This window comes from Aquidulcibacter sp., from assembly GCF_020253525.1.
Taxonomy (GTDB): domain Bacteria; phylum Pseudomonadota; class Alphaproteobacteria; order Caulobacterales; family Aquidulcibacteraceae; genus Aquidulcibacter.
Window position 1 is genome coordinate 1 of sequence record NZ_JADCBK010000080.1, and the last position, 26,029, is coordinate 26,029.

At 56.8% G+C, this 26,029-nt stretch carries 20 protein-coding genes and 1 pseudogene; 12 read left to right on the top strand and 9 right to left on the bottom strand.

Translation table 11 applies throughout. The features are described 5' to 3' along the window. A partial coding sequence (locus IOB61_RS10340; protein WP_290816049.1) for a sigma-54 dependent transcriptional regulator occupies window positions 1-1,494 on the bottom strand: 1,494 nt, incomplete at its 3' end. Window positions 1,495-1,727: 233 nt separating this feature from the next. Between IOB61_RS10340 and hisC the strand changes: the two genes are divergently transcribed. From hisC to IOB61_RS10355, 3 genes are all read left to right on the top strand, one after another. Next, complete coding sequence (gene hisC, locus IOB61_RS10345) at window positions 1,728-2,816, top strand: histidinol-phosphate transaminase (RefSeq protein ID WP_290816052.1); 1,089 nt, start codon at window positions 1,728-1,730, stop codon at window positions 2,814-2,816. Beyond that, the gene (locus IOB61_RS10350) at window positions 2,816-3,781 is read left to right on the top strand and encodes a prephenate/arogenate dehydrogenase family protein (protein WP_290816055.1); all 966 of its coding nucleotides are present in this window, start codon (window positions 2,816-2,818) and stop codon (window positions 3,779-3,781) included. Before hisC ends, IOB61_RS10350 begins: the two co-directional genes overlap by 1 nt. A 96-nt stretch (window positions 3,782-3,877) precedes the next feature. After that, window positions 3,878-5,107, top strand: a complete 1,230-nt coding sequence (locus tag IOB61_RS10355; RefSeq protein ID WP_290816058.1) for an EAL domain-containing protein — start codon at window positions 3,878-3,880, stop codon at window positions 5,105-5,107. Between the two features lie 3 nt (window positions 5,108-5,110). Here the strand turns inward: IOB61_RS10355 and IOB61_RS10360 are convergent, their stop codons facing one another. Further along, complete coding sequence (locus IOB61_RS10360) at window positions 5,111-6,622, bottom strand: tryptophan halogenase family protein (protein ID WP_290816061.1); 1,512 nt, start codon at window positions 6,620-6,622, stop codon at window positions 5,111-5,113. A gap of 346 nt (window positions 6,623-6,968) precedes the next feature. Between IOB61_RS10360 and IOB61_RS10365 the strand changes: the two genes are divergently transcribed. From IOB61_RS10365 to IOB61_RS10405, 9 genes are all read left to right on the top strand, one after another. Next, window positions 6,969-9,710, top strand: coding sequence for a TonB-dependent receptor (locus tag IOB61_RS10365; RefSeq protein ID WP_290816064.1), 2,742 nt, complete (start codon window positions 6,969-6,971; stop codon window positions 9,708-9,710). Between the two features lie 124 nt (window positions 9,711-9,834). Next, window positions 9,835-11,343 carry a tryptophan halogenase family protein gene (locus IOB61_RS10370; protein WP_290816067.1) on the top strand — a complete coding sequence of 503 codons (1,509 nt, stop codon included), beginning with the start codon at window positions 9,835-9,837 and terminating at the stop codon, window positions 11,341-11,343. A 49-nt stretch (window positions 11,344-11,392) separates the two neighbouring features. Then, window positions 11,393-13,786, top strand: coding sequence for an alpha-amylase family glycosyl hydrolase (locus IOB61_RS10375; protein WP_290816070.1), 2,394 nt, complete (start codon window positions 11,393-11,395; stop codon window positions 13,784-13,786). Between the two features lie 11 nt (window positions 13,787-13,797). Then, complete coding sequence (locus IOB61_RS10380; RefSeq protein ID WP_290816073.1) at window positions 13,798-14,721, top strand: alpha/beta hydrolase-fold protein; 924 nt, start codon at window positions 13,798-13,800, stop codon at window positions 14,719-14,721. A 113-nt stretch (window positions 14,722-14,834) separates the two neighbouring features. Beyond that, window positions 14,835-15,731, top strand: coding sequence for an SDR family oxidoreductase (locus IOB61_RS10385; RefSeq protein WP_290816076.1), 897 nt, complete (start codon window positions 14,835-14,837; stop codon window positions 15,729-15,731). Further along, a complete protein-coding gene (locus tag IOB61_RS10390; protein WP_290816079.1) occupies window positions 15,728-16,684 on the top strand; it encodes a nucleoside hydrolase in 957 nt (318 codons plus the stop codon). The genes IOB61_RS10385 and IOB61_RS10390 overlap by 4 nt, the downstream gene beginning before the upstream one ends. Beyond that, entirely contained in the window at window positions 16,681-17,550 is an 870-nt protein-coding gene (locus IOB61_RS10395; RefSeq protein ID WP_290816082.1) for a ribokinase, read from the top strand. The genes IOB61_RS10390 and IOB61_RS10395 overlap by 4 nt, the downstream gene beginning before the upstream one ends. A gap of 39 nt (window positions 17,551-17,589) precedes the next feature. Continuing rightward, window positions 17,590-18,324 carry an SDR family NAD(P)-dependent oxidoreductase gene (locus IOB61_RS10400; protein ID WP_290816085.1) on the top strand — a complete coding sequence of 245 codons (735 nt, stop codon included), beginning with the start codon at window positions 17,590-17,592 and terminating at the stop codon, window positions 18,322-18,324. Between the two features lie 79 nt (window positions 18,325-18,403). Then, window positions 18,404-19,117, top strand: a complete 714-nt coding sequence (locus IOB61_RS10405) for a hypothetical protein (protein WP_290816088.1) — start codon at window positions 18,404-18,406, stop codon at window positions 19,115-19,117. Window positions 19,118-19,120: 3 nt separating this feature from the next. On the opposite strand, the gene IOB61_RS10410 is transcribed toward IOB61_RS10405, so the two are convergent. The 7 genes and pseudogenes from IOB61_RS10410 to IOB61_RS10440 all read right to left on the bottom strand — a co-directional run. Further along, window positions 19,121-20,017 carry a hypothetical protein gene (locus IOB61_RS10410; RefSeq protein WP_290816091.1) on the bottom strand — a complete coding sequence of 299 codons (897 nt, stop codon included), beginning with the start codon at window positions 20,015-20,017 and terminating at the stop codon, window positions 19,121-19,123. A gap of 9 nt (window positions 20,018-20,026) precedes the next feature. Beyond that, complete coding sequence (gene pyk / locus IOB61_RS10415) at window positions 20,027-21,442, bottom strand: pyruvate kinase (protein ID WP_290816094.1); 1,416 nt, start codon at window positions 21,440-21,442, stop codon at window positions 20,027-20,029. Beyond that, complete coding sequence (eda, locus tag IOB61_RS10420; protein ID WP_290816096.1) at window positions 21,439-22,068, bottom strand: bifunctional 4-hydroxy-2-oxoglutarate aldolase/2-dehydro-3-deoxy-phosphogluconate aldolase; 630 nt, start codon at window positions 22,066-22,068, stop codon at window positions 21,439-21,441. Before eda ends, pyk begins: the two co-directional genes overlap by 4 nt. Before the next feature lie 21 nt (window positions 22,069-22,089). Continuing rightward, on the bottom strand, window positions 22,090-23,058 hold the full coding sequence (locus tag IOB61_RS10425) for a glucokinase (protein WP_290816099.1): 969 nt from the start codon (window positions 23,056-23,058) through the stop codon (window positions 22,090-22,092). Then, window positions 23,055-24,947: a phosphogluconate dehydratase gene (edd, locus tag IOB61_RS10430; protein ID WP_290816102.1), complete on the bottom strand. Its 1,893-nt coding sequence runs from the start codon at window positions 24,945-24,947 to the stop codon at window positions 23,055-23,057. Before edd ends, IOB61_RS10425 begins: the two co-directional genes overlap by 4 nt. 15 nt (window positions 24,948-24,962) lie before the next feature. Beyond that, on the bottom strand, window positions 24,963-25,679 hold the full coding sequence (pgl, locus tag IOB61_RS10435; protein WP_290816104.1) for a 6-phosphogluconolactonase: 717 nt from the start codon (window positions 25,677-25,679) through the stop codon (window positions 24,963-24,965). Further along, window positions 25,676-26,029: pseudogene (locus tag IOB61_RS10440) on the bottom strand (glucose-6-phosphate dehydrogenase); the annotation flags it as partial. The gene pgl and the pseudogene IOB61_RS10440, both read right to left, overlap by 4 nt.

Genomic DNA, 26,029 nt, shown 5'->3' on the forward strand with positions numbered 1-26,029 from the left:
CATATGCTCTTCCAAGTCATATTCTTTGAGCTTGCGATAAAGCGTCGAACGACCAATGCCTAAGCGCCGGGCAACTTCAGTCATATGGCCCGCATAGAGGTCGATGGCGTATTCAATAAGGTCGCGTTCAATTTGCTCTAAAGTGCGCAAATGGCCAGCTGGGTCAAAAATGGCGATGCCATTTCCAGCTTCAATCGCCGCAGCCAAAAGGTCGCTATTGGCTGGCATAGCTGGCAATTCGATGGTGGCAGACGCTGGAACCGCCGCAGGTGAAGCCTCTGCGACAGGAGCTGATACCGGGACCTCAGAGACAAATTGCGGCAAGGCCGCCTGTACATGGGGGAAGTCTTCTGGCTGCAAGAAGTCGCCATCGCACAAGACCACAGCCCGGAAGACCGTATTCTCCAGTTGGCGCACATTGCCTGGCCAATCAAAGCTTTGCAGCATGGCCAAAGCCTGCGGCGAAGCCCCCAAAACCCGCTTGCCTTCTTCGGCATTAATGCGGGTCACAAAATGCTTGATCAGGGCTGGAATATCTTCCATCCGCTCGCGCAGCGGCGGGGCATCAATTGGGAAGACGTTCAAGCGGTAATAGAGGTCTTCGCGGAAGCGGCCTTCGGCAACCAGCTTCGCCAAGTCCTTGTTGGTAGCGGCGATGATGCGCACATCGACCTTCACAGGCCGTTTGGAGCCGACGGGGTCGACTTCGCTTTCTTGTAACGCGCGCAACAGCTTAACCTGAATATCAAGTGGCAGCTCACCCACTTCGTCGAGGAAGAGCGTGCCGCCATCGGCCTCTTGGAACTTACCCAAGTGGCGATCATGGGCACCGGTAAAGGCCCCTTTTTCATGACCGAACAAAATGCTTTCGACGAGATTTTCTGGAATCGCGCCACAGTTCACCGCAATAATGGGGCGTCCCGAACGCTCGCTCTCGCCATGGATGGCGCGTGCGATCACTTCTTTACCAACCCCGCTTTCGCCCAAGATCAGAACCGGGATGTTGGAGGTCGCTGCCCGCTGACCCAACCGGATAACTTGCCGCATGGCCGCAGCGCCCGCGACCATGTCGCTAAAGGTGAACGTGCCAGCGGCCTTTTTCTTCAGGCGCTTTACCTCGCCCGACAATTCGCCGACTTTCAGCGCATTGCGGATCGAGACCATCACGCGCTCTGGGCTAGCGGGCTTCACGAAGAAGTCTGTCGCACCAGCCTGCATCGCCTTCACAACCGTGTCGATGCCGCCAGAGGCTGTCAAAACAACAACGGGCAAATCATCGCGCTTGGCCCGAATGGCGGCCAAGGCCTCCATGCCCGAAACGCCGGGCATGATCAGGTCTAAGAGGACCACATCAACAGCTGGATCCATGGCTTGGGCGATGGCTTGCGCGCCGTCTTCAGCGGTCCGTGTAGCAAAGCCCTGGCGCTCCACAGCGCCCTGCAACAGGCGACGCTGCGATGGATCGTCATCAACGATTAGGACGGTCTTACTCATTTTACCCACCAAATTCTTTGTTGCCGGGTTTTCCCGGTCATGACGTGTAAAACGAGGGGCTTTGGTCCGCTGCTTTCACGTCTGTTCACCGCCCCTTCTACACGCAGGATGTAAAGGCTGACTTAAAATGGGACACTTGCGGCGCAGAAAACTGCACACAATGCCCCCTTGACCAAAACGGGCCAGAACGTCATGCCCACGCTTCAACGCTTTACCTGATAAAGGCCATTGAAATGTCAGTCGCGCCCCTACCTGGAATTCTCGACATCGTCCCGTACAAAGGCGGTGAAGCCACCATCCCAGGGATTGAGAAGCCTTGGAAACTCTCATCCAACGAAAACCCGTTAGGCTGCAGCCCTGCGGCCAAGCGCGCCTATCAAGCAGCGGCAGAGGATTTAGCGACGTATCCCGATGGCGATCATGCTGGCCTGCGCGCCGCGATTGCCAGCCGCTATGGTCTGGATGCGGGTCGCATCATGTGCGGCAGCGGCTCTGACGAGATTTTCCAACTCTTGGGCCGCGCTTTCTTGGATCAAGGCGATGAAATTGTGCAGTCCGCCCACGGCTTCTTGGTCTATCGCCTGACCGCTCAACAGGCCGGTGCGATTTGCGTTTCTGCGCCCGAAACCAATCTAACAGCCGATGTCGATGCCTTATTGGCCTGTGTGACACCCAAAACCAAGATCGTCTTTTTGGCCAATCCAAACAATCCAACCGGCACTTATCTGCCCTATTCGGAAATTAAGCGCTTGCATGCCGGTTTACCCGACCATGTATTGTTGGTCCTCGATGCGGCCTATAGCGAATATGTCCAAACCAATGACTATTCCTCTGGGTTGGAATTGGCGGGGGAAGCAGGCAATGTGCTGATGACGCGTACCTTCTCCAAAATCCATGGGCTGGCTGCCGCGCGCGTGGGTTGGTGCTATGGCCCGCAAGTGGTGATTGACGCGCTGAACCGGGTACGTGGCCCATTCAACATCAGCGCGCCGGGCCTAGCCGCCGCCGAAGCGGCTATCTTGGACCAAGACTTCGCCAATCAAAGCGTTGCTTTCAATGCCCGTTGGCTCACCTATTTGACCCAAGAGATTCGCGCCCTTGGCTTGGAGGTTACCCCCAGCGTTGGCAATTTCATCCTGGTGAAGTTTCCCGGCGAAGCAGGAAAGACGTCAGAGGCCGCAGACGCCTATTTGCGGTCGCGCGGTGTGATTGTCCGTGCCGTGCGCGCCTATGGCCTCAACGCCTATTTGCGGATTTCAGTTGGGCTTGAAGAGCCAAATCGGCTGACCGTGGCCGCACTTAAAGACTTCATGGCGTCCTGATGTCGCAACAAGCCAGCCCGTTTGATACCTTGGCAATTATTGGTGTCGGCTTGATCGGCTCGTCCTTAGCGGCTGCCGCCAAGGACAATGCCCTTGCCAAGCGGGTTATCCTTTATGACCGCGACGCTTTCGTCCGAGGTCGCGCACAAGAATTGGGGCTGGGTGAGGTTAGCGAAACGGTTGAGGCTGCCGTTTCAGAGGCAGACTTAATTATTCTGTGCACCCCGCCTGCAACCATGGGGGCAATTGGCGCCCAGATTGGGGCGCACATCAAAGCTGGTGCGATCGTCACCGATGTTGGCTCTGTCAAAGAAGCTATTGTCCAGCAGTTACAACCGGTTTTGCCTGAAACCTGCTTCCTAATTCCCGGCCACCCAATCGCCGGGGTTGAGAAATCAGGCCCCGATGCGGGCTTTGCCACGTTGTTTGAAGGCCGCTGGGCCATTTTGACCCCGCTTGCTGACCCCCGCCCCGCCTATCAACAGGCGGTGGAACGCTTGACCCATTTCTGGGAGGGTATGGGGGCGAAGGTTGAATGCATGGACCCCGTGCGTCACGACCAAGTTCTGGCCATGACCAGCCATCTTCCGCATTTGATCGCCTTTTGCGTTGTCGCGACCGCCCAAGATGTCGAAGCAGTGACCGATAGCGAAGTGGTCAAATATTCAGCCGGCGGCTTTCGGGACTTTACCCGGATCGCAGCCTCTGACCCCACGATGTGGCGCGATGTGTTCCTGATGAATAAGGATGCGGTGCTGGATCTGTTGGGCCGCTTCTCCGAGGACTTAACTGCCTTGCGCCGCGCGATTCGCTGGGGCGATGGCGATACTTTGTTCTCAACGTTTGAACGCGCACGCGCCATGCGCCGCGAAGTGATTGAGGCCGGGCAAGATACGGCCATTACAAACTTTGGGCGCGATCTGACTGCGTCAAAAAAATCTGCGAGCGACAGCAAATCTGAGTGAAATTCCCCGCGGGTTTCACGATGGTAAACCAAACGTTAACCAGTTCAGCTTCCAAGATTTGGGTGTGAAGATTCCTTACATCCTCGGGAGAAGCCCGTGCTAGCCGCCGCTCATTTTATCCTGTTTTTGGTCTATTGCGTTGCCGCCATCGGCTTGGGGGCATTTGCTTATTACATCCAAGAAGCCAGCCTCACGGTTTCGGTCTGTATGGGCGGACTCTTGGCGGTGGCTTGCGGCTTATTTCATTTGGCCTTCACCCCGCGCGAAGCAAAGCTCGCCCGTTCTGAAAAAACCCGGATCGATAATGAATTCCAATCCTTGAAGGACATGCATGTCGCCACCCATCAAGAGATTGAAACCCTCAAGACCACCTTGGCCGAGGATGCCGCCGCCCGCGAAGCTGCCTTAGCGCGCGAAGTGCGTGAGATCGCCTTGCTTTTGACGACCTATGTGCAAAAAAACGAACGTCGACGGGAGGCTTCTGCCGTCGAAGGGCAAAAGATTGCGCCACGGCGGTCGGATCAAAGTCTCTTGGCCGCCGTCCGCTCTGCCTTGGAAGAAAACCGGATCGAGTTGCACTTGCAGCCCATCGTCGCCCTGCCCCAGCGCAAGACCGTCTATTATGAGGGCTTTACCCGCCTGCGCGACCCATCGGGTGCCGTGATTTTGCCCAGTGAGTTTCTGCGCGTTGCTGAGCCTTCGGGCTTGGTGGGCGAGATCGACAATCTCTTGCTCCTGCGCTGTGTCCAGATTGCCCGCCGCCTTTTGAAACATGATCGGCGCATCGGCCTGTTCTGCAACATCTCGACCACCAGTCTGGGGGACGAGACCTTCTTCCCGCAATTCATCGCCTTCCTGCGCGACAATAAGGATTTAGCCGGTTCGATCATCTTTGAACTGACCCGCGATTCGTTTGAGAAAATCCCGATGGCGGCTGAGCGCAATATGGGCCGCCTGTTTGATCTGGGTTTCCGCTTCTCTATTGATCGCTGCGAAACGCTCGACCTCGATCTGCGTAAGCTTGAGCGGATGGGTGTGCGCTATGTGAAGATTGCGGGCGATAAATTGGTGCAGCAATTGGTAGAAGCCAAAGCCGTGCCCGTAACCGGCCTTAACCGCCAGTTCGAGCCTGCCGACGTCTCCGCCCTCTTCTCGCGCTATGGCGTGGAACTTATCGCCGACCGGGTTGAGACCGAGCGCACCATTGTGGAAATCCTCGAGCTCGATATCACCCATGCGCAAGGCAATCTGTTCGGGAAACCGAAGGCCAGCACCGAAGTCGTCAAAGCCAGCGAAGAAGGCCCACGCCTGCGCATGGTCAGCTAAAACTTAGCTTGCCCGACAGGTTTGATTGATAAAGTCGCGATGGGTTGGGAAGGTCTCGGCCGTTTGGGCCATGAGCGTCTTTAAACCCGCTAAATGACGATCAGCTTCCACATGGGTGCGGGTATCCACCAGCGGATCATAGCCAGTTGGTTCCACAAACTGCCCCAAATAGACCGCCAGCCAACTGGGATTGAGGAAGAGTTCCGGCCCATCCGACACCATGCGTCCATATTTGCGGAAATGCGCCATCTTATAGGTCAAGGTATCGGGCAGGCTCATCGAGGCACAATAGCGCCACAACTCCGTGTCATCCCGCTCGGTCGCGCAATAATGGAGAATGAGAAAGTCGCGAATACGCTCCCACTCATAGGTGCTTAAGCGATTGAACTCGGTCTCTAGGACTGGATCGACTGTCTTGTCGGGGAAAAGGGCGAGGAAACGGGTAATTCCGGTTTGAATGAGATGCAGGCTGGTGGATTCCAAAGGCTCCATAAAGCCTGCGGCCAGACCAATCGCGACACAGTTTTTGTGCCAGATTTTCTTTCTCTTGCCGGTGGTAAAGCGCAAGGGCCGTGGATCGGCGAGTGCTTTTCCGTCGATATTGGCCAGCAAGGTCCGCTCCACCTCATCATCGGAGATAAAGCCGCCGGAATAGACATAGCCATTGCCAATCCGGTGCTGTAGCGGGATGCGCCACTGCCAACCCGCCTCTCGCGCGGTGGAGCGGGTATAGGGCGTGAATTCTCCGCCATGTTCACAAGGCACTGCCATGGCCCGATCACAGGGCAGCCAATGGCTCCAATCCTCATAACCTGCCTTGAGCGCGCCTTCGATCAATAGGCCGCGGAAACCCGAGCAATCGATAAAGAAGTCGCCTTCGACAGTACGGCCATCTTCCAGCTTTACATGGGTGATGTGCCCATCTTCGCCGCCCAAGCCCACATTGGCGATTTTGCCCTCAACCCGGATCACACCGCGCGCTTCGCTATAGGAGCGCAGGAATTGGGCATAAAGGCCCGCGTCAAAATGATAGGCATAGTCGAAGGTCGATTGAATTAAGCGCGGGTCTTGGGTTGGCGGGGCAAAGCGGCCGCGTTTCGCGACCTGCCAAGCCATCGTGAAATCATCAAGCGAGCCAGGATTTCTGCCAGTCTGGCGGGCGCGCAAATAATATTGGTGCAATGGCACCATATCAAAGTCGGCCCCATAAGTTCCAAACGGGTGGAAATAACGGTGGCCTTGGCGGCCCCAATTCACAAACTCAATGCCCAGTTTGAAGCTACCCTGCGTGCGGACGACAAAGTCCTTTTCATCAAGGCCAAGGGTGCGGTTAAAGACTTTGATCGGCGGAATGGTTGCCTCACCCACGCCGACAGTGCCAATTTCATCGGATTCGATCAACGTAATGGTGCATCCGCGCCCCGCAGCATTGGCAATGGCTGATGCCGCCATCCAGCCGGCAGACCCGCCGCCCACAATCACCAAGCGTTGAAGCTTTTGGCTTTGACCTTCCATTATGCCCCCCGACCTTATCTTCTCATCCGATATAACCGGAACAGCCGAGATGACGAGTCTGGGATGTTGCAACGCTGCACCAGTTTATCAACTTTGTCGCATTTACCTGCATTCACAGCCACTTTCCCATTGCACATTCGTTGCGATTTTGTCATGTAGCTTTCCTACACGTTCACAAATAAATGATTGCTGGACGTAATTTGAATGCTGATTCAAGGCTTTTGGGTCAGTTTTAGGAGCGGAATATCGTCGGGCGGCCCGATAATTGGCTGATAACCGGCGTGTTCTGAAGGGAATCACAAGCGGGTCCGTTGCGGTCGGATCAGCTTATTTGGGAGGAACCGCGATGAATATACACACACAATCACGCCTCGGCGTGTCGCGCGCTCGCTTGTTGGCTGGTGCAGTGTCTTCGGTTGCCCTGTTGGCAGCTATGAGCGGGACAGCCCATGCGCAAGCTGCTTCCACCACTGAAGCTTCTGACAAAGACGTTGAAACCATCGTCGTCGTCGGTATCCGTCGTGGTATTGAAAACTCCATCAATGCGAAGAAGACTTTGGGCGTGATCGCCGAAGTCGTCTCGGCTGAAGACATTGGCAAGCTGCCAGACGTCTCCATCGCAGAATCCTTGGCACGTCTGCCAGGTGTGGCTGCACAACGGATCGACGGTCGCGCTTCGCAATTGTCCGTTCGCGGCCTTGGCCCAGACTACACCACCACCCTGTTGAACGGCCGCGAGCAAGTCTCGGTTGGCGACAACCGCGGTGTTGAATTCGACCAATATCCATCGGAATTGTTGGGCGGCGCGGCTGTCTACAAGACCCCAACCGCAACGCTCTTGGCACAAGGTGTCGCAGGTACGGTTGATCTGCAAACCATTCGCCCTCTGAAGTTTGGCCGTCGCCAATTCGCTGTGGGTGCCCGCTATGAGCAAAACGATCTTGGCGCTCTGAACGCCGGTACTTCTGAAAATGGCAACCGCGTTTCGCTCGCCTATATCGACCAATTCATGGACGGCAAGCTCGGCATCGCTTTGGGCTATGCCCATATGGAATCGCCCTATCAGTCCAACCGCTATGAGGCTTGGGGCTATCCAACTGTCGGGACCAACTCTTTCAACGTCCCACCAGGCACCTTTGTCATCGGCGGCGTGAAGCCATACGCCTTGTCGGGCAACATCACCCGTGACGGCTATATGGGCGTGATCGAGTTCCAGCCAACTGAAACCCTGTCGCTCTCGGTGGACGGCTATTATTCGAAGTTCAATGACGAGCAAGTCCTGCGCGGTATCGAGCTTCCCTTGTGGTGGTCGGGTGCGCAATTGCAGCCACCTCCAACCGCCAAAGTCACCAATGGCATTATTTCTGCCGGTATCTTCAACGGCGTGAAGGGCATTATCCGCAACGACATCCGCGCTCGTGAAGCCGAATTGGCTGCATTGGCCGGTAAAGTTGAGTGGCAGTTCAGCCCAAAAGACACGATTGTGTTCGATCTCAGCTGGTCAAAGGGTGACCGCACCGACACCGACATCGAATCCTATTCGGGTACGGGTCGTGGTTCGGCTGGCGCAACCGACAATTTGGCTTTCGCGACAGCAGAAGCTGGCCGTTTGGTGTTCAAGCCAAGCATCAATTATGGCGACTATAACACCATCAGCTTGACCGACCCCGGTGGTTGGGGCCAAGCCGGCTATTACAAGTCACCAGGTACGGTTGACGAACTCAACACCTTGAAAATCGCTGCGAAGCACGAATTCAGCGGCGACAAGGCCATCAAGTCGGTAGATTACGGCATTGGCTATTCAGACCGCAGCAAAGAAAAGACCGTGAACGAATGGTTCTTGGATTTGGCTGGTGGTGCCAACAGCGTTGCCATCCCAACTTCAGCTCGTGTCGGCCAAACCAATCTGTCCTGGTTGGGCTTGGGCAATGTGGTCAGCTATGACCCACGCGGCTTCTTGGGCAGCATCTACTCGCTGCGTGCTAACACCGCTGCAGACGTTGCGATCAAGAGCTGGCTGGTGGAAGAAACCCTGATCACCGCTTTTGCCAAGTTCAACATCGATACCGAAGTTGGCAGCGTGCCTCTGACCGGTGATTTCGGCGTCCAAGTCGTCAATACCGACCAAAGCTCGACCGCTCGCGGCCGCAGCAACTCTACGGCAACCTTGGTCACCAAGACCGAAGGCACAGACTATACCTATGTTCTGCCCAGCATGAACTTGTCCTTTAACCTCGAGAACGATGCCAAGATCCGCGTTGCTTTGGCCCGCACCTTGTCGCGTCCTCGTATGGACCAGATGAATGCGGCCTTCAGCTACAGCTATGACAGCTCGATCGTTCCAAACCGCGGTACACGTTGGTTCCAAAACTCGGGCAACCCATTGCTGCAGCCAATCTTGGCCCAGGCCCTCGACGTCAGCTATGAAAAGTACTTTGGTCGCCGTGCCTACTTCGCCGTGGCAGGCTTCTACAAGAACCTGGAATCCTGGATCGTCGACAGCGTTGAGCGTCCATTCGACGCAACGGGCCTGATCGTGCCAACCGGCGCACCTGCAAGCCCAACCAACATTGGTATTGCAAGCTCGCCAGGCAATGTGAAGGGTGGCTTCATCCGCGGTCTGGAATTCACCGCCTCGTTCCCATTCGACCAGTTCGTACCAGCTCTTGAAGGCTTTGGTGCCAACTTCAGCGCGACTTATAATGACAGCAGCATCAAGCCAATCGCTGGCCAGCCTGCTACCAAAGTGCCCGGTCTGTCTGAGCAGATCTTCAACACCTCGGTCTATTATGAGCGTTATGGCTTCCAAGCCCGCCTGAGCAACCGCTATCGTTCGGACTTCACCGGTTCGGTCGTGGCCTTTGGTGCCAACTTGGAAACCCGCAGCATCCAAGCTGAATCGGTTCTGGATGGTCAGATTGGCTACACCTTCCAATCTGGTCCTCTGAACAATTTGTCGATCTTGTTCCAAGTGAACAACATCACGGACGAGCCGTTCACCACCCTCATCAATGATGACGAGCGCTTGGTGAAGGACTACCAAGAATATGGTCGCACCTTCTTGGTCGGTGTGAACTACAAGTTCTGATCTTGAGAGATCGGTAACACGATAACCCCCGTCGGCTTGGCCTGGCGGGGGTTTTCTATGTTGTGATTTGCCCCTGCCCGCGGCCTATGTCAGGCACGTACTCAACAGGCGAGGAGACCTAAGTTTGGAAACCCAGGCGATTGAGAAGATTGTGATTGTTGGCGGCGGTACCGCAGGCTGGATGACGGCCAGTGCCCTGTCAAAAGTCTTGGGCCCGCGTGTGGGTATCCGTCTGATTGAGAGCGAAGAGATTGGCACCGTCGGCGTGGGTGAAGCCACCATCCCGCAGATCAACATCTTCAACGCCATCCTGGGCATTGATGAGAATGATTTCGTCGCCAAGACCAATGGCACGTTCAAACTGGGTATTGAGTTCGTCAATTGGCACCGTCAGGGCGAGCGCTATATGCATGCGTTTGGTGGCATTGGCCGCAATCTGGGTTTTGTGCCATTCCATCATTATTGGATGCGGCAGAATCTGGCTGGGAAAGAAACCTCGCTGTGGGATTATTCAGCCGCCACCAAAGCCGCTTATGCCAATCGATTTGATCGCTTGGAGCGTTTGGGTGCCTCCCCCCTGCCCGGCCCAACTTGGGCATTCCAATTTGATGCCGGCCTCTATGCTCGCTATTTGCGCGGCTATGCAGAGCATCACGGTGTGGTGCGGACCGAAGGCAAAGTGCGCTCGGTCGAACTTGATAGCCTGTCGGGTTTCATCCAATCGGTAACGCTGGAAAATGGCGAAATCGTTTCGGGCGACCTTTTTATCGATTGCTCTGGCTTTCGCGGTCTTTTGATCGAGGGGGCGTTGCAGACGGGCTATGAGAATTGGTCAAACTTCCTGCCCTGTGATCGCGCCCTGGCTGTACCGTGTGAGTCTGTACAGCCGTTGACACCCTATACACGCGCAACCGCCCGCCATGCCGGCTGGCAATGGCGCATTCCGCTTCAGCACCGCATTGGCAATGGCCACGTCTATTGCAGCGCCTTTACCAGTGATGACGAGGCCGAACGGGTCTTGATGTCCAATCTCGATGGCAAGCCCCTCGCCGATCCCCGCCCCCTTAAATTCGTCACCGGACGGCGCAAGAAATTGTGGAATAAGAATTGTATCGCCGTGGGCCTTGCAAGCGGCTTTATGGAGCCGTTGGAATCCACATCGATCCATCTGATCCAATCAGCCGTCAGCCGCCTGATCACCCTCTTCCCGACCAAGGCGTGCGATCCAGTTTTGAGCGATGAATATAACCAACAGGCTATTGAGGAATATGCGCTGATCCGCGACTTCTTGATCCTGCATTACCACGCCAATGCGCGCACTGATTCCCCCTTCTGGCAGCATTGCCAGACCATGCCGATCCCCGACAGCCTGAGCCATAAGATCGAGCTTTTCCGCAAGACCGGGCGGATTGAGCGGCGACCCAATGATTTGTTTGCTGAGCCAAGCTGGCTGCAAGTGTTGTTGGGCCAAGGCATTCGCCCTGAAAGCTACCATGCCTTAGCCCGCGATCTATCCGATGAAGATCTCGATGGCTTCTTAGCCAATGTTTCTACCATCATCGCCAAGGCCGTCGACCATATGCCCAGCCATGAGGACTTCATCGCCCGCCATTGCCGGGCTGCCGCTGCCTAAACCTACTATCTGCCTTAAAGTCACTTTTAGCCCAAGAAGGATTGCTTGCATGTTCGGCCAGTCTCACCCCAAAAGTCTCTGGATCGGTTTGGGCTGCCTTTTGGCAAGTGTCGGTGCGCCGGCTCTGGGCCAAGACGCCCAAAAGGCCAGCCTGAGAGCTGAACTCGCAGGCCCATCCGCCATTTGGCTCCATCTCAATGGGGCGGAGCGCAGCTTTAATCCAGCCGACTGGCGCTTGGTTGACGAGGCCAATCAAGAGGTGCCGATTGCTTCGATCTTGCCCAATGATTTGGATACGGCCTTGCTGGTTCCTGCCAAGCCAATCGATATGCGCGCCTCTTACCGGCTCCACTTGAAGACCGAAGGGCTCAGCGCGCGCGTGCGGCCCGATGCGTGGTTCCGCACCCTTTATTCGCCCAAGCCCTTAGGAGCCAATATCGCATCAGATGGTCAAACCACCCATTTTGCCGTCTTCTCGCCACGCGCCGAAAAAGTCCGCCTGTTTATTTATGATCGCGCCGAGGCAAAACCCGAAGAGGCCAAGCGCGTTGTCGAAATGACGCGCGATGATTCCGGTGTCTGGGAGGCCACTTTAGAGGGCAATCTGGCAGGCAGTTTCTATGATTTCACCGTACACGGAAAACCCGGGCCCGGCCGCTATTTCTACGAGACGCATCCGGTGCACATTTCAGATCCCTATGCGCGCGCCAATGCGGAATCCTATGGCAAAAGCCGGGTGATGCCGAGGACAACCCCTGCCCGCCCCCTCGCCAATGGCCGTCCGAAAATGGAAGATGTGGTAGCCTATGAAGTCCATATCGAAGACTTCACCCGGCAATTGCCCGTTTCAGACGAACTCAAGGGCACAATTCCCGCTTTCACCATGCCGGGCCTGCGCAGCAAGACCGGCCAAAAGATTGGCTTTGATCATATCGTCGACTTGGGTGTGAATGTTGTCCATCTTCTGCCCATGCAAGAATTCCTGCACTATCCAAAGCCCGAATGGCAGGCCGCCTTTGGCAAGGATCCAGAAATGCAGCGCTTAGGCGTTGCCGAACTCAGCTATGAGTGGGGCTATCGGACTACCCATGCTTTTGCCATTGAAAATACCTATCGGAAGAAGGGCACGGATTTTGGTGCCGAGCGCGAGCAATTCCGTGACCTCGTACAGGCCTTTCATGATCGCGGCATCGCGGTGATTGTCGACATTGTTCCCAATCACACAGGCGAAAATATGGATGGCCGCAATATGCTGTTCAATTTCAACGTACTGGACCGCGACTATTATTATCGCACCAGCGATTCCGGTCAGCACATCGGCCCCTTTGGCAATGAGGTGAAAACAGAAGATCGACCCATGACCCAGCGCTGGCTGATTGATCAGGCCAAGCATTTGATCGATGAGTTTGGTATTGACGGGTTCCGGATCGATTTGGCCGGTCAAATTGATGAGCAAACCCTGATTGCGCTGCGCAAAGCGGTTGGAGACGATATCATCATCTATGGCGAGCCTTGGATTGACGTGAGCGACCCCATCGTGCGCGCGAACCCGGATTGGGATTGGTATAAGGAAGATGCCCCCATCACCTTCTTCCAAGATGATACGCGCAATGCACTTGTCGGCTCACCCTTCCGCTTGCAGGATAAGGCAACAGACCGCGGCTATGCTGGCGGGAATGCCAGCCAACGCAGCCAAGCCATGCTGGCCATCGCCAATGGCTGGAAAGAAGAAGCCCAATCGACCAATCGCGGCATCAATTATGCCGACATCCATGACAATTGGACCTTGGCAGACCGCTTTGCTGTCAAGGATTGGAATGGCTTAGAAGGCGTCGAGGAAGCCCCCTACCGGGTTGCCGCAGGCCTGTTGCTGACAAGCCTTGGGCCTATCGTGCTGCATGGCGGATCGGAAATGCTGCGCTCGAAGGGCATGGTCGGTACCGAGGAGATTATTCGATATACGGCAACCGGCCCGATTTATTTCAAGGGCCGGCAAGACACCTATAATGTCCGTACACCCAATGAGTTTGTGTGGTCTGATCTTGATCGATCCAAGAAAACCGGCGCGCCTCATGATTTTGTGGCCATGAACCAATGGTGGCGCGGGCTGATTGCCTTCCGCAATAGTGAAATGGGTCGCGTTTTCCGCACCGGCAAAGCCCCATCCGCTGACTATATCCAATGGATCACGCCCGAAAATGCCAACCTCTTAGGCTATGTGGTGGATCAAAAGGTTCTGGTCTTGACCAATATTGGCAATACTGCCGCCACCTTTACTTCCGTGACTCTACCCGAAGGGCGTTGGCAAAAAATCGCCGATGGTCAAAAGATTGACCATATCAAAGGCGTGCGTGGCAAGGATGCCAGACTCGTCGGCGGTCAAGCCTTGACCCTTGAGAGCCCCGCCCAAACGCTACAAATCTGGGTTCGCCAGACAGACTGAAGGAAGAAACCATGGATCGTCGTACACTGATCGCCGCCACAGGTGGGCTTATGGCCTCAACATTGATCCCCCAATCTTCAGAAGCCAGTGAGGCCATGATTATTCGCTATGAGGCAATGCCCAGCCGCTATACCGCCGCGCGCAACATCAGCGTTTGGCTCCCGGCAGATTATGGCAAGTCCAAGCGCCGCTACCCCGTTCTCTATATGCATGATGGTCAGAATATTTTCGGGGCCAGCCATGCCTATGGCGGGCAATCTTGGCGGGTGGATCAAGCGATGGAAGCCCGCCAGCGTGCTGTACCGGGAAGCGATGCGATTGTAGTTGGGATCTGGAACACCCCGACCCGCCGTCAGGACTTCTCCCCCGCCGGGGTCGAAGCCGCCATGGACGAAAAGCTTCGTGCACGGACAATTCGCGAGCATGAGGGCCCAGCCTTAAGCGACGGCTATTTGCGCTTCATGGTTGACGAACTCAAGCCGATGATTGATCGCGATTACCGCACCAAGCCCGGCAGGGATTCCACCTTCATTATGGGATCCAGCATGGGCGGGCTGATCTCACTTTATGGCATTTGCGAATATCCGCAGATATTTGGCGGCGCGGGCTGTCTTTCCACCCATTGGACACTCTTAAGTGCGGCTGAAAGCTATACCAAGCCCGACCTCGAAACGCCGGCGATGATTCAGGCCTTTTCTACCTATCTCAAGCGCAAACTGCCCAAGCCAGGTCAGAATAAGATCTGGATGGATCATGGTACGATCAATCTCGACAGCTTCTATCAGCCGTATCAAATTGCCATGGACCAAGTGTTCAAGGCACGCGGTTGGCAACAAGGCAAAGACTTTGAGAGCCGCGTGTATGAAGGTGCGGACCATAATGAAGCCTCATGGCGGGCCCGTCTGCACGAGCCGCTCTCCTTCCTCATGGGGTGAAGCGTCGACTTCACAGCATCTTTTGCTGTGCCCAGCATGCGCGCGCCTTCCCAAGGCCGATAAATGCAATATGCTCTCCCCAACCATAGTCAAAATCGGGGAGTGCAGCGCCAATGGATGTTGAGAAACTCATGTTTCGTACCGGCTTAATGTCGGGTGAGCGTATTCTGGTCACGGGCGGCGGCACGGGCCTTGGCAAGGAAATGGCTGAAGCCTTTCTGGCCCTTGGCGCGACGGTCTATATCTTAGGCCGCCGCGGTGCGGTGTTGGAAGAAACGCGCGATGAACTGATGGGCCGTCATGGCGGCAAAGTCGTGGCTTTGCCGTGCGATATTCGCAATGCCGAAGCGATCCGCGAAACCATTGACCTGATCTGGGCCGATGGCGGCGCGCTGACGGGCCTTGTCAATAATGCGGCGGGCAACTTCATCTCCAAAACCGAAGATCTTTCGCCACGCGCCTTTGACGCCATCGCCAATATCGTTTTCCGCGGCACGTTTTACATGACGCTGGATATTGGCAAGCGCTGGATTGCCGAGGGCAAGAAGGGCAATGTCATCAATATTTTGACCACATGGGTATGGAATGGATCGGCCTTTACCGTCCCCTCGGCCATGTCGAAATCCGGCATTCGTGCGATGGCAGAATCGCTGGCTGTGGAGTGGGGCCGCTATGGTATTCGCTTCAACAATATCGCACCTGGCCCCTTCCCTACGAAGGGCATGACAGAGCGTCTATCGCCCGGTTCGAGTATGGAAAGCGCCGAGCGCTCGGCCAATCCGATGGGCCGCGTGGGAGAAATGACAGAGCTTGCAAACTTGGCCGTATTCCTGATGGCCAAGGGCGCTGATTATGTGAATGGGCAGACCATTGCGATTGATGGGGCGGCCTATCAGGCCACAGGCGGCAATTTCTCGGGCCTGCGGGCTTGGGATGATGCCCAATGGGAGGCCGTACGCGCCATGATCAAGGCCAGCAATGACAAGGATAAGGCCGCGCGCACCGTATGAGCCTTATCCCGCTTATTCTCGACTGTGATCCGGGTGTGGATGATGCGGTCGCGCTGGCGCTGGCCTTTGGCGCGCGCGACCGTCTGAACCTTTTGGGCGTCACAACGACGGCTGGCAATGTGGCCCTCACCAACACCACGCGCAATGCTTGCTTGATAAGACAAGTTGCGGGCCGTGAGGATGTGCCCGTGCATGCAGGCCTTGCGAAGCCACTCATCCGCGACCCCATCCTAGCCGATGATTTCCATGGGCCAGAAGGTCTTGGCCACTTCCCGGCCAGTCAGCCGCGCGTTGGGGCTGCTTCTTCGGATGCCATTAGCTTCCTGATACAGACGATTGAAGCCGCACCGCCAAATACGGTCTCTCTGGCGGTGACCGGGCCGATGACGAATATTGCCAAGCTTGTTCAAGCAGCACCCGCGACGGCCCGCCGCCTGCGCCAAATCGTCCTTATGGGCGGGGCAAGACGTGAAGGTGGCAATATTACTGCTTCGGCCGAATACAACATCTTTGCCGATCCAGAGGCGGCCGACCTTGTGTTCAAGAGCGGGTGTGAGCTGGTTGTTTTTGGCCTAGATGCCACCCATCAGGTGCGGGGCACACAGGCGTGGGTAGAGGCAATTCGGGCGCTAAAGACTCCAATCGCAAGCCTCGCGGCTGACATGCTGGCCTTCTCCAATGCGCTGCCAGCCAATCTGATGGACACATCAGAGCCTGATCAACCCGCCACGGGCGCGCCCCTCCACGACCCCTGCGTGATTGCTTATCTCCTTGCGCCCGAAGCCTTTCAGTTGCGCCCATGCCGTATCGAGGTGGAGACCCAAAGCACACTGACGCGCGGCCATACGGCTGTTGAGTTTCGTCAAGCTGTGGCGGGCACCTTTAATGCCAAATGGGTCTCTAAGGCTGATCCGCAGGCGGTCTTGTCCTTGCTGTTGAGGTATTTGGCATGAAAAGCCCGCCCCGCATTCGCGTTATCGGCTCGATCAATCTCGACATTGTGGCGCGCGTCCACGCCCTGCCGCGGCCTGGTGAAACCGTCAGCGGCGGTGTTTTGGCCCATTATCCGGGCGGCAAAGGTGCAAACCAAGCTTTGGCGGCTCGCAAGCTGGGCGCGCAGGTTTCCATGTTTGGCTGCGTTGGCAAGGATGCTGCCCGTGGGCAGGCCTTAGCCTTGCTGCAAGCCCATGACGTCGATTTGCATGGGGTGACGGCCCTAGAGGATGTGGCAACCGGCGTCGCACTGATCGCGGTGGACGAGGCGGGCGAAAATCAGATTGTTGTAGCCCCCGGTGCAAATGGGCGGGTTTCGCCCGCGACTTTGTCCGACCTCTCGGGTGAGTTTGATGCCACCCTGTGCCAGCTTGAACTTCCGGTGGAGACCATTGCCTATGTAGCTGACCGGGTAAAAGGACTTCTGTGCATCAATCTCGCGCCAGCGCAGCCGTTGCCGCAAACCATTCTTGATCGGGCCGACATTTTGGTCGTGAATGAAACCGAGGCCGCCTTCTATGGCGATCAACTCCATAGCTCAAAAGCGCTGATCATCCAGACGTTAGGGGCGGCGGGGGCTGTGGCTATCCAAAATGGCAAAGAGATTGGGCGCAGCGCCTCCCCCGCCGTGACACCCATCGACACCACGGGGGCGGGTGATACTTTTGTAGGGGCCTTTATGGTCGCCTTCTTGTCGCAAGGCTCGGTCGCCCAAGCCCTCGCCTATGCCTGCGCAGCCGGTGCTGTCGCCACGCTAACAGCTGGTGCACAAACCTCTATGCCAACGCCCGATCAGGTTACCGCTTTACTGGGCCGCACTGCCTAACGCGCAGTCCAAGTTTGTGCGCGCTGCGTATCACTCCCCATGACACAAGCTGCATTTCAAAACATCATCATTCTGGGCGCAAGCGGTGCGATTGGCGGCGCGATCATCCGCATACTGCTACAATCTTCCGCGACAGAAAAGGTGTTTGCCTTAAGTCGCACACCCTATCAAAGCGCCGACCCGCGCGTTGTGGCCATACAGATCGATCTTGAGAGCGAGTCCAGCCTGATCGAGGCTGCAGCGGCCTGCCAGATCGAAGGCGGGTTTGACCTAATCATCAATACGATTGGGATTTTGCATGAGGGTGAGACGATCCGCCCTGAAAAGGGCTTGAAAGAACTCAATCCAGAGACCATGGCCCGTTTGTTCCGGATCAATACGATTGGCCCCGCCTTAGTGATGAAGCATTTCTCGCCCTTATTGGCACGGGATCGCCGCGCCGTCATCGCATCACTTTCCGCCCGCGTTGGTTCGATCAGTGATAATAAAGCCGGGGGTTGGTACAGCTACCGGGCCTCTAAAGCGGCGCTAAACCAATTCATCCGTACGGCAGCAATCGAACTTGCAGCACGTCGCCCGCACGTCATTTGCGTTGGCTTACATCCCGGAACAGTGCGCAGCGCGATGTCGGAACCCTTCTTACAGCGCTATACCAAGAATGAGATTTTTGAGCCGGACACATCAGCAACAGCGCTTTTGTCTGTGGTCCGTGAACTGACCCCCGCGCAAACAGGGCGTATATTTGCGTGGGACGGACAGGAAATTCAGCCCTAATCGGCTGGGTTAAGGTAATTGCCGCTTTGGTTCTGACACCGCTTCCTATAGTCTTTGGCCAAAGACAGAGGAGCATGGGATGGCACACCGCACGATCACTGGCAAAATCGCCTATACCTCCAAGAAGCCGCATATGCTGGATCAGGCGCGCGGCGAAGAGGCGTTTCGCTTCACCCATCATGGCGATGGCCAGACCACGTTGCGCGCCCATTGCTTTATTGCAGAACCCGACCCCAGCGTGATGCGCGACATCATTTATTCAATCGACGCCAATCGGCGTCCGATGGATTGCCACGTTCGCCTGACAGTTGGCGACAAATTTATGGGCACTGGCTGGTTTCGCTTTGGCGCGGACTTCATTGAATGCGAAAGCTATGGGCCGACGATTGGCCGGGTATCGCAACGCGTTGACCTCAAAGCGCCGATAGATGGCTTTGGCACCCACCCCATTGTCGCCGACGGCTATTTCCTAAGCCTGCATGATTGGGAAGCGAAGAAGCGGCATACGTTCAACATGTATCTGCCCTCCCCCGATCATCGCGGCGCAACACCGCCTTTCCTGGCACCGGTCCGCATCGACGGGCTTTATCTGGGCAAGGAAGAAATCACCGTCAAAGCCGGAACGTTTCAGACCCGCCACTTCCAATTCCTCGACGACGGGTCAAGCGGCATGGCGGGCGAACACCCTGTCTATGACGTCTGGATCACAGACGACAGCGACGCCATTTTCGTTCAAGGTGGCGTGGGCGGCTATATGCAAACCTGGTACGAGCTGGTTGAACTCAACCGCTAAGCCCTAGCTGACGGCAAAGGGCGTCAGGGTCGTGATGATGGTCAGACTTTGATCCACCAACTCAACCACCCCCAATTCATAAGGGTCGGCGGCGGTGAAGGATACGCCGCGCGCCGTGACGGGCTCTAAACAGAAAAAGCCGGCATTGGGTGGGGTATAGAGCTGTAAACGCGTACAAGGGCACGGGGTATCACCCACCAGAACCAAGGCCCCTATCTCCACTCCATGGTCTTGCCATTTAATCCGTGCACGGCCATTCCAGCCTTCAAAGCAATGATCCAGATCAAGACGGGTTGCGGTAACACCTGCGGCTAGGTTATCAACCACTGGCGGGCGGGCCAAATGGCTGGGCAAAGCTTCGCCGCTAATCTCCCAAAGCTGGGCGGCATCAAACTGAATCTCGGCGTCTTCAGATAGAAAATAAGGGTGCGGTCCTAAAGAAGACGGGAAAGGACGGGGATCGCGATTTTTAACCGAAAGCGCAATTTCGACATGATCCTGCTTCAGCGTAAAGCGTTGGGAGCTTTCAAACGCCCACGGCCAATTTGTATCCCCTGCATGGACCAAGATGATTTCGATTGAGGTTTCATCCTGGGAGGCAATCGACCATGGCGTCCGCCAGCCGATGCCGTGTAACGGATGGGCCCCTCCGGCCATATTGGGCGGAATATGGGTAGACACATCGCCCCAACTAAACTTGCCATCGACAATGCGGCTGGCGTAGGGCGTCATTGGGAAAGACGCTAAGCCCAGCGGGTCGCGCGCCTCCACGGCACCGGGCAAAGCCGGACGTAAAATGGGCCTGCCCTGCCAGTCCAACCGCGCAATGCCGCCCCCTGCCAAAGGCGCAATCGACAGGTCAAAACCGTAGGCGGAAAGGGTTAGAAGCTCTGGCGTCATGCTGAACCCCTAGGTCGCCCGCGCAATCCGCATCAGATTTGTCCCGCCCTTGGTGCCAAAGGGCAGACCTGCCACGATCACAATCCGATCCCCAGACTTGGCTGTTCCAACTTTCGATGACATGGCCGAGGCCACACTGGCCATATCTTCCACGTCTTTCGGGTCTTTGGTGACGCGGGCCTCTAGCCCCCATACCAAGGCAAGCTTGCGCGCGGTGCGGATACTAGGCGTCAAGACCAAGACAGGCTGCAGGGGCCGCTCACGGGCCACGCGCAGGGCTGTGGTGCCGGTTGCGGTAAAGGCCACCAGACAAGCCGCTTTTGAGGCATTGGCCGCCGTTCTAGCTGCTGCAGAGACTGCATCAGGTACAGCGCTTTCTGGATTGGCGTGCTCTGCATCCATCAGGCCCGGCCAACGCGGGTCGGATTCGACCCGTTCTGCAATCCGGCTCATCACCGCAACAGCCTCCATCGGGAACTGTCCGGCTGCTGTTTCGGCCGACAACATCAAGGCGTCTGTGCCCTCATAAACCGCATTGGCGACATCGCTGGCTTCCGCGCGGGTGGGTGCGGCGGCCGAGATCATGCTCTCCAACATCTGGGTGGCAACAATTGTTGGCACACCGCGTTCACGCGCCATGCGCAGGATCAGCTTCTGGGCAACCGGCACGTCTTCTGGGGCCAATTCCACGCCCAAATCACCGCGCGCGACCATCACCCCGTCGCAATAATCCAAAATCTCTGCCAAACTCTCCAAAGCCGCAGGCTTTTCAATCTTAGCCAAGCAAGCCGCCTTGCCATTCACCAGCTTACGAAGCTCTGCCATGTCTGCAGGACGCTGCACAAAGGACAGCGCAACCCAATCCACGCCAAGGCTTAAGGCAAACATCAAATCCTTGCGGTCCTTTTCGGTCATGGCCGAAATGGGCAGAACCGCCGTTGGCACATTGACGCCTTTCCGGTCCGATACGGGACCTGGTTGGATGACCTCCGTATGCGCCCAATCCTCACCATGCTCCAGCACCCGCAGGCGAACCCGACCGTCATCAATCAAAAGGTCATCGCCGGATTTAAGCGCCGCAAAGATTTCTGGATGGGGCATACAGGCGCGCGTCACGTCTCCAGGCGTTGGATCCCGGTCGAGGCGGAAGTGCGCACCCTTCACCAAGTGCACCTTGCCTTCTGCAAATGTCCCGAGGCGGAGCTTAGGGCCTTGCAAATCGGCCAGAACGCCAATGGGCCTACCCGTCGCCTTCTCGGCTGCGCGAACATTATTATAGGCCTCAGCATGATCTTCATGGCTGCCGTGGCTGAAATTCATGCGGAAGACATCGACGCCAGCCTGCGCCAAAGCTAAAGTCATTTCGGGTGAGCGGCTGGCCGGACCCAAAGTGGCGACGATCCGTGTACGGCGATTACGGATCATGACTTTTTAAATCCAGCAGCGATCCGGGCATTGGCTTCAATGGTGGCAAAATCGCCCGCATTGATCATCTCGGGTGTCGCGATCCAAGTCCCACCGACGGCCACCACATTGGGCAAAGAAAGATAACTTTCGATCTTGTCTGGTGTCACCCCGCCTGTGGGGCAGAAGCGCGCATCGGGCAAAGGCCCGGCAAAACTTTTAAGGGCAGCCGCACCGCCTGATTGCTCTGCCGGGAAGAATTTCAACACACCAAACCCTTCTTCCAAGCGGCTCATGATTTCGGTCGCCGTTGCGACGCCGACCATGACATTGGCATCGGCTTTGAGAAGTGCCGCCCGCAAACCTGGGCTTGATCCCGGTGTCACAATGAAGTCGGCCCCGACCTTAAAGCAGGCTTCAACATCGCCTTCGCTCAACACCGTCCCAGCCCCGATCAGCAAGTCCGGCGCGGCCGCTTTCATCAAGGCGATGGCTTCAAGCGCCACTGGCGTGCGCAAGGTCACCTCAAGATTCTTGAGGCCCCCGGCCTGTAAGGCCAATGCAAGGCCTTCGGCTTTGTCGAGGTCGGCAATCGTCAAGACCGGAATAAGTGGGGCGGCTCTCAATTGGGATGCAAAGCTGGTCATCGACCTCTCCTAGACGAAAAATTACACAGGGTGCTTGGGGGCAAAGAAGGCAGCGCCTTCCAAAGCAGCAAACGCATTACGGGCGCGCCGAACCGGAATTCCGTCCAGATACCCGCTGATGGGGCCGCGCTCTACCAAGCGCGCAACAAATTCCGATGTGCGCATGAAGGGGGCCAAAGCCTCCGACACCCCGCCTGCGATCACACAACCACCACGCGCACCAGTGGCCAAAATGGCGTTACCGGCAAAGGTGGCCAAGGATTGGATCATGACTTCCACCGCTTCAACCGCAGAGGGATCATCGCCTGCAATGGCTGCTGGCCCGATTTCATCGCCGCCCTTGAGACGCGCGACCCGCCCTTCCAACTTGGCAATGGCCTTATACAGACGATCAAGACCCAGGCCAGAAACAAGATTCTCGTAGCTCACATAGGGCAGATCTTCGGCGACCACTTCTAGAATTTGCCGCTCACGCGGTGAGACTGGCGCATAGGCCTGATGGCCGCCTTCTGTGGAAATAACCCGCCAATCCCTGCCATCAGGCACCAAAAGTGCCATGCCGAGACCAGTACCTGGACCAAGAACAACGATGGGGGCACCCGCTTGCGCCTCGCCCTCAATCAGAGTTTCAAAGGCATCCTCGTTATTGGACGGCACCGCGCGGGCTTGGGCGGCAAAATCATTGACCAAGGTCACTTGATGAAAGCCAAAGCGGGCCTTGGTGGCCGAAGCCGACACCACCCAGGATGAATTGGTGAAGCGCACCTCGTCTGCTCCCGTTGGCCCTGCTAGGGCAAAGACCGCCGTCGAAGGCAAAGCCCGCCCATCGGCCTGCCAAGCTTCAATCGCATCTTCCAGACTGGGGAAGGATAGAACTGGCATGCGCTCAACATGGGAAAGCTCAACCTGCTGATTGGAATCAATATGGGCAATGGCGAGGCGCACATTGGTGCCCCCCACATCGCCAACGAGGATCGCTTGGGAACTCATGCATCTGCCTCAGCTGGTTGCGGATCTTGGTCTTGGGCTGGGTCTAAGATGGCCTCATCGGGGTCCATGTCGCCAAAGGGCATCGCGCCTTGTTCAGCATGGCTAACGAGCGCGCGGAACATCGAGAACATCTCGCGGCCAAAGCCACGCGTTACGCCCTCCACCACTTTGGTGTCGATTTCGCGTGCTTGCCAAATCTCATCAGGCACCAAAGCATCCAAAGTGCCCGCTTCGGCATCGACCCGCACCAAATCGCCGTCGCGAATCTTGCCGATCAGGCCGCCCAATTTTGATTCAGGGCTGACATGGATCGCCGCCAGGACTTTGCCGGAGGCCCCCGACATGCGGCCATCGGTGACCAAAGCAACCCGGAATCCGCGATCTTGCAAGACGCCCAAGGGCGGGGTGAGTTTGTGCAACTCTGGCATACCCGTTGCGGCAGGGCCTTGGCCGCGCACCACCACGACGACATCGCGGTCCAGCTCGCCTGCTTTAAAGGCGACATGCAGGCTCGCTTGATCCTTAAAGACCCGCGCCGGGGCCTCAACGATCCGATGCTCCAGCTTCACAGCAGAAACCTTCACACAAGCCCGGCCCAGATTGCCCTTTAAGACGCGAAGCCCGCCATCTTTTGAGAAGGGCTCTGCCACCGAAGCCAGAACCGACGTATCCCCACTGCTTGCGGGGGCTTCTCGCCACTCAAGCCCTGCGTCGGTCAAGAAAGGTTCTTGGGTATAGGCTTCAAGGCCTTGGCCCGCGACGGTCATGACGTCGCGATGCAACAAGCCAGCATCCAATAATTCGCGGATCAGGAAGCCCATGCCACCGGCGGCGTGGAAATGGTTCACGTCAGCAATGCCATTGGGATAGACCCGGCACAAAAGCGGGGTGACCGACGACAGATCATTGAAATCATCCCAATCGACGATCAAGCCAGCAGCTTGGGCAATGGCCGGAATATGGATCATTTGGTTGGTGGACCCACCGGTGGCGCATAGACCGATAATGGCGTTTACGATGCTGCGCGCATCAACCACATGGCCAATGGGGATATAGCTATCACCCAATTGGGTGATCTGGCTTGCCCGTTTGGCACAGGCTTCTACCAGCGCCGTGCGCAAGGGCGTGTTGGGATTGATAAAGGCCGTGCCCGGCACATGCAGGCCCATAATCTCCATCAGCATTTGGTTTGAATTGGCGGTGCCATAAAAGGTGCAGGTGCCGGGGCTGTGATAGCTCTGCGATTCAGCTTCCAGCAAAGCATCCCGGCCAACTTTGCCTTCGGCAAATAATTGGCGGATGCGGGCCTTCTCAGGATTAGGTAGGCCAGATGGCATCGGCCCCGCTGGGCAGAAGATCGACGGTAGCCAACCGTGGCGCAGGGCCCCGATCAACAGCCCGGGCACAATCTTGTCGCACACGCCCAGATAAATCGCGGCATCAAATGTGTCATGCGACAGGGCAATCGCCGCACTCATGGCAATCGTATCGCGGGAGAAGAGCGACAGCTCCATCCCCTCAAAGCCTTGGGTGATACCGTCACACATGGCAGGCACGCCACCGGCCACTTGCGCCGTCGCACCGGCTTTGCGGGCCGCAGATTTGATAATGTCTGGATAGGCGGCCAGCGGCTGATGGGCTGACAACATGTCATTATAGGCTGTGACGATGCCGATATTGGCCCAACGGCTATTCTTCAGCATCTCTTTGTCTTGAAGCGGGCAGGCCGCAAAGCCATGCGCTTGATTGGCAGCCGCCAGACGCGCGCGCGCCGGATCTGGCGAGCGGCGGGAGTCGATCAAATCCAAATAGCGCTGCCGGCGCGCTTGTGAGCGCGCCTCAATGCGGGCTGTAACGGCTTCGATCGTGGGATGAAGGGACTTCGTCATGGTCATCACTCTCAATCAGTCGGCCCACAGTGCAACGCACCGGGTGCCAGTTGCTTCAATAGCGGCTTTTATGGGCGCGTGTGTGACAGGGGCATCCAAGGCTTGTTGAAGGATTTGCTTTTTGTCAGCGCCAAATAGCAAGATCAGAATTTGTTGCGCTTCGCTGACGACCGGCAACGTCATGGTCATGCGCTCTGAATAGGGTGCAGCCACGGGGGCGAGGCTGGCATCAATGCCCAGAACCGTGGCTGAACCCGTCGGATCGAGACAGGCAACCAAATCGGGCGAAGCGGGAAACCACGAAGCCGTATGCGCATCAGGGCCCATGCCAAGCACAATGGCATCAAAGGGACGCAGGGCCCGATACACCACATCCAATTCCGCTTCGGCTTGTTTGGGGCTTTCGGTCGGCAATTTCATGCCAAAAATCGTAACACCGTCTGCCGCAGCAAATGCGCGCTCAATCATCGCTTGATTAGAGCCTGGCTGATCCACATCAACCCAACGATCATCGACCAAGGCAACATCGACCTGCGACCAGTTCAGGTCCTTTGCAGCAAAGGCGCGATAGGCAGGTTCCGGGCTCGAACCACCCGACAAAGCAATGCGCGCCCGTCGCCCCATGGCGTGGGCCTCACGCACTCCGGCCTCCAGCGCATCGGCCAGCGCCGCCTCGGCTGCTGGGCGGCTTGCAAAGCTCAAAAGTGGAAAGGTTGTCACGCTGGCGGTCATATCAGATCCCGCCACTTGCGCCCGTCACGATCCATCAACAAGGCAGCCTGCAGCGGGCCATCGCTGCCAGAGGCATAGGGATCAGGCTGAGTGCCCGCACTTTCCCACGCCGCAATCACTTGATCCACCCAAGCCCAAGCCGATTCCACTTCATCCTTACGCATGAAGAGCGACAAGTTCCCGCGCACGACATCCATCAACAGACGCTCATAGGCATCGGGATAGCGCAAGGTGAACGCCGTCTCATAGGACAAGTCGAGCGGCACGGATTTGACGCGCAAACCGCCGGGACCTGGTTCCTTGATCTGCAACCACATCTCCATGCCTTCATCTGGCTGCAGGCGCATAAC